The sequence below is a fragment of the Pedobacter alpinus genome, assembly GCF_042684645.1.
In the GTDB taxonomy this organism is placed as follows: domain Bacteria; phylum Bacteroidota; class Bacteroidia; order Sphingobacteriales; family Sphingobacteriaceae; genus Pseudopedobacter; species Pseudopedobacter alpinus.
In genome coordinates this window covers 1-821 of the sequence record NZ_JBHULV010000012.1, presented here as the reverse complement: position 1 = coordinate 821, position 821 = coordinate 1, and the positions used below count along the sequence as shown (strand labels likewise).

The window sequence follows — 821 nt, the reverse complement described above, 5'->3', positions numbered from 1 at the left end:
GCACTGTTGCAAAGTTAGCGATGAGGCAGCCTTTTGTCTTATTCAAAGGCCTTACATTTCAAAAACTCTGCTTACCAGGCGCATTTCGCCCAGGGGATCACCATAATAAAATGCTGAGGCCTGGCCTTTGCGTAGTGCACGCATCACCTCAATACCTTTGATGGTGGCGTAAGCCGTCTTCATGGATTTAAATCCCAGCGTGGCGCCGATTATCCGTTTCAGTTTGCCATGATCGCATTCAATCACGTTGTTCCGGTACTTAATCTGTCGGTGTTCAACGTCAGACGGGCACCGGCCTTCGCGTTTGAGCAGAGCAAGCGCGCGACCATAGGCGGGCGCTTTATCCGTGTTGATGAATCGCGGGATCTGCCACTTCTTCACGTTGTTGAGGATTTTACCCAGAAACCGGTATGCAGCTTTGCTGTTACGACGGGAGGAGAGATAAAAATCGACAGTGCGGCCCCGGCTGTCGACGGCCCGGTACAGATACGCCCAGCGGCCATTGACCTTCACGTAGGTTTCATCCATGTGCCACGGGCAAAGATCGGAAGGGTTACGCCAGTACCAGCGCAGCCGTTTTTCCATTTCAGGCGCATAACGCTGAACCCAGCGGTAAATCGTGGAGTGATCGACATTCACTCCGCGTTCAGCCAGCATCTCCTGCAGCTCACGGTAACTGATGCCGTATTTGCAGTACCAGCGTACGGCCCACAGAATGATGTCACGCTGAAAATGCCGGCCTTTGAATGGGTTCATGTGCAGCTCCATCAGCAAAAGGGGATGATAAGTTTATCACCACCGACTATTTGCAACAGTGCCAT

1 protein-coding gene is annotated in these 821 nt (G+C 52.3%); it reads right to left on the bottom strand.

Translation table 11 applies throughout. The features are described 5' to 3' along the window. Nucleotides 1-51: 51 nt before the first annotated feature. Nucleotides 52-756: an IS6-like element IS26 family transposase gene (locus tag ACFSSE_RS04510; protein ID WP_001067855.1), complete on the bottom strand. Its 705-nt coding sequence runs from the start codon at nucleotides 754-756 to the stop codon at nucleotides 52-54. Nucleotides 757-821: the final 65 nt, after the last annotated feature.